The organism is Bacteroides sp., assembly GCF_052357945.1.
Lineage (GTDB): Bacteria > Bacteroidota > Bacteroidia > Bacteroidales > Bacteroidaceae > Bacteroides.
Window position 1 is genome coordinate 1 of the sequence record NZ_DAWCXD010000233.1, and the last position, 4,433, is coordinate 4,433.

Annotated in this window: 2 protein-coding genes; one reads left to right on the forward strand and one right to left on the reverse strand. The window is 34.5% G+C overall.

Going from position 1 to position 4,433, the window contains the following annotated elements; translation table 11 throughout:
* Positions 1–665: 665 nt before the first annotated feature.
* Positions 666–1,949: a tyrosine-type recombinase/integrase gene (locus tag ACT8YW_RS21940; RefSeq protein WP_444107139.1), complete on the reverse strand. Its 1,284-nt coding sequence runs from the start codon at positions 1,947–1,949 to the stop codon at positions 666–668.
* A gap of 532 nt (positions 1,950–2,481) precedes the next feature.
* Here ACT8YW_RS21940 and ACT8YW_RS21945 point away from each other — a divergent pair.
* The coding region (locus ACT8YW_RS21945; protein ID WP_444107140.1) for a glutaminase domain-containing protein at positions 2,482–4,433 on the forward strand (1,952 nt) is incomplete at its 3' end.

Genomic DNA, 4,433 nt, shown 5'->3' on the forward strand with positions numbered 1-4,433 from the left:
GTCTGTATTGTCTTTGTGTTGTTATGGCTATTAAATGAAGTACAAAATTCTAACTTATGAGCAGACTTTTAATAAATAAAAAGTTAATGGATAAATGTAGTGGTAGTCTAAGATGAGAAATGGACTAATCTGAAAAAATGAATATTTTTCCTCTCTCTCTTTTCATTTATCCATGTAATTTCTTTTATGACATAAAAACTAGCAGCATTTTAAGATATTAAGAATCAAATAGATTGAATAATTACTCTTATTGAATGAATTCGACGTAAATAAAGCCTTCTGGAATGATTTATCTATTTTTTTATGCTATTTTGCAGAGAAATGTTATTGTGTGATAGCTTAAGGTAATAAGGAAAGTAGATGTTAGAACTCCATTCAGGAGTCCATAGTGTGGTTTATTTTAAACCAATAAGTAGTTTCTTTTAAAGGTAGGAGATGTTCCTTTTAAACCAACGACTTGTTTCATTATATCAAAACATCTTTTCGATAGTAGGGAAAAGTACATATTTATAAAAAATATGCTATATATATTCAATAAAAGGAATATATATGATGTAAATGTGACTTTCTTTTTTCTATTTAGCAACTCAATAGAATCTTAATTCTTCTGCATATATGAAAAATAGAACATAATTTGAAATAACTAAGATGAAATATTTCAATCTTTACCTAGCAAGTTTAGCTCGAAGTTCTTTTAGTCTTTTTGCAGCCTGTAGATTATCAACCTTTATATATCTCATGAATGCAGATGGACTCTTATGCCCGGATATGCGCATAAGTTCTCCGGCAGGAAAGCCGGATAAATACATATTTGTGCAAAACGATCGTCGGCAAGTATGAGAAGAGATCATCTCCCATTTTTCATAGACTCTCTTTTCCCGTTCCTTTCCTTTTTTGCGAACAACTTCGATTTTTTGTTTTAGTTTTGCCCTTCGCCCTAATTCTTTAACCCTTTCGTTGAATATATATCTAGGAATTTTAGGTAAATCATAGTTGTACTTCTTGAGTATTTCCGGTACATAATCGATCATAGGGATTATGACAGCTTTATGCACTTTTCTCTGTTTGAGATTTATAATTTCATTATCTAAGTCAATATGTTCGGGACTTAATGTCGAGAGATCACTATATCGTAGTCCTGTAAAACACCCAGTAATAAAAACATCTCTAATCTCTTCCAATTGCTTATCATCTGACAAGTCTAACTCGTGTATTGTTGAAAGTTCCTTTTCACTTAAATAAATAGCATCAGTTTCTTCTTCTACGACCTTAAAATGCTTCAAGTCAATTGGAGGAATAACTCCTTTATCTATTTGATAATTAACAAATCCCTTTAACAAACGTATAATTTTTCCTGCAGAATTAGTGAGCAAACCAACACTCCCATCGGGCTTTATAACCTTATAAAATAAATAGTCCATGAATTCATTGTAAAATATAAGATTCAGGTTATGGAAAGTAATTGGTTGCGATGAATGTTCTTTGAAAGCGGCCAGATGTTTGCGAAGTGTTCGGTAGTCTTTTATTTGATCTGCAGAAACAACTGGAGCTTTTTCTGTAATATATCTTTCTAATGCGTCAAAGATGTCTACTCGATTAGGACGTAATTCATATTCTCTATTCTTTTTTAGTTCAAGTAAAACAAAATCTACGGTTGGACTTATTCCGTTTATCTTAGCATATGTAAGAATTTCTCCAAGCTTGGACGTTATTCTAATCAGGCAGGCATCAATCTCGTCATAGTTTGGACAAGCGCGCTTAATCCATCTCTTTTTAGAATCCCAGTGTTCCGGTTTAATACTGTATCCAGTAGAGATGAGCGTACGCTTAGTTCGATTGTAGTTATATCGAACATAAAGGACAGTAGTCCCCTCTCGAGTGACGTACTTAGGTTTAATATATGGAGTATATTTTGCGATAGTAAAATCTGTATTGCTTTCGTATTGCAAAGTTACAAAAGCTATCCGAAATGAGCAATATCTCATCGTTAAAAGCTAGAACCTCCAAAAACATTGTACTATCTTAAAAAAAAGTGGATAAATATTGCTCAAAAAGGAAAAAAACTACTCAAAGCACACTGTAAGAGACTTATTTTGCACTTTAAAAACATTCGAAACATGAAAAAAGAATAGATTTTGTCCTTTCTTGAACACAGATTTTCCTAATATTTAGCATTAATTCCATTATTTTGTAGCGTTACAAATAAAATGCTATGGGAACCAGATGGATTTGTATGACTCCTAGGTCTTGCCTGACATACACAATTCTATATAAACTTTTCCACTAGCATTAATCAATATTCGACAGTACTGATTTTAATATATTATTTAGGTATAGCGATAAGAAAGGTAAGATTGCATTTAAGAGGTAATAGTAAGAAGGTAAAAAGAAAAATAAAAAACGTAGGGTTTGTTTTTCTTTATAGGTAAACAAGATTGTAGATGGGTAACCTTAAAATTGTAGATTAATTAGAAAATATTTATGAAGAAACTACTAACAGTTATGGCCTTTTCGGTCGGTTTATTCGCAAATGCTCAAACCGGCAACTTATTTAAACCAGTAAAAGAGGTAGCGCTACGTACTCCATCGGTACCTATCGTTGTTTCAGATCCCCACTTTTCTATCTGGTCTCCTTATGATAAATTAATGGAAGGAAGTACAGAACACTGGACTACAGCTAAGAAGCCATTAGTAGGGGCTTTACGCGTAGATGGTAAAGTGTATCGTTTCCTGGGTAAAGATCAAGTAGCTCTAATACCTATTGCTCCCATGACAAATGTGGAACGTTGGGAGGCTGCATATACTAATAGTCAACCAGCAAATGGATGGCAAGAATTCCAGTTTGATGATAGTAGTTGGAAAAAAGGTAAAGCAGCTTTCGGTAGCCGAGATATGCCGCGTGTTCGCACAGAATGGAAAGGAGATAATACGGATATTTATATCCGACGTACATTTGAAATAAATGATTTGGATTTAACAGAGAATATTTTTCTTATTTATTCTCATGACGATGTATTCGAATTATATTTAAATGGAGAAAAACTGGTTGCTACAGATCTCGTATGGAAGAATAATGTAAACCTAAAACTTTCAGATGAAGCCAAGAAAAAACTTCGTAATGGCAAAAATGTGATTGCAGCACATTGTCATAACACGACAGGAGGCTCTTATGTGGATTTTGGTTTATATCGTGAAAAGAAAAATGCAGTAACATTTGAGAATGAGGCTATACAGAAATCGGTAGATGTACTAGCCACTTCCAGTTACTATACATTCACCTGCGGACCTGTTGAATTAGATGTTGTATTTACAGCACCTCAATTGATAGATGACTTGGATTTGTTGTCAACTCCGATTAACTACATCTCCTATCGCGTGCGTCCTCTTGATAAAAAAGAGCATGATGTACAATTCTATATAGAAACGACTCCGGTATTAGCAGTGAACGAGACTACCCAGCCTACTATTGCACGTACATTATCGAAAAATGGTATTAGTTATGTAGAAGCTGGCACCATCAACCAGCCGATATGTGATCGTAAAGGTGATTTGATTTGTGCTGACTGGGGATATGTATATCTTGGTAGTGTAAATGGAGCAGGAAAATCTATAAGTTTGGGCGACTATAGCGGAATGAAGGAAGCTTTTGTTAAAAATGGAACTTTAGCTTCAAGTAAAACCAAATGGATTACTCGTCGGGAAGAAAATACTCCTGCAATGGCTTATGTACATAATTTTGGAACTGTTACCAAAGATGGTAAAGATGGTTTCTTGATGATCGGTTATGATGACATTTATTCCATTGAATATATGTATGAGAAACGTATGGGATATTGGAAGCATGATGGTAAAGTAACGATTTTTGATGCTTTCGAAAAACTAAGAGACAACTATCAATCCATCATGGAGCGTTGTCGTGCACTTGATGAGCTTATTTATAGCGATGCAGAAAAAGCTGGTGGTAAAAAATATGCAGAAATCTGTTCTGCAGCCTATCGTCAAGTTATTTCTGCTCACAAACTATTTACAGACAAAGAAGGCAATCTGATGTGGTTCTCTAAAGAGAATAACAGTAATGGTTGTATCAATACAGTCGACCTGACCTATCCGTCTGCTCCCCTGTTTTTGGTCTATAATCCTGATTTACAAAAGGCAATGATGACTAGTATCTTTGAATATAGTGCTAGCGGTCGCTGGGATAAACCTTTCGCAGCACATGATTTAGGTACTTATCCAATAGCTAACGGACAAGTTTATGGTGGTGACATGCCGATTGAAGAAAGTGGTAACATGGTGATTCTAACTGCAGCTATTTCGAAACTTGAAGGTAATGCAGATTATGCTAAGAAATATTGGGACATTCTAACGACATGGACTAATTATTTAGTAGAGTATGGACAGGACCCGGAAAACCAACTTTGCACGGATGACTT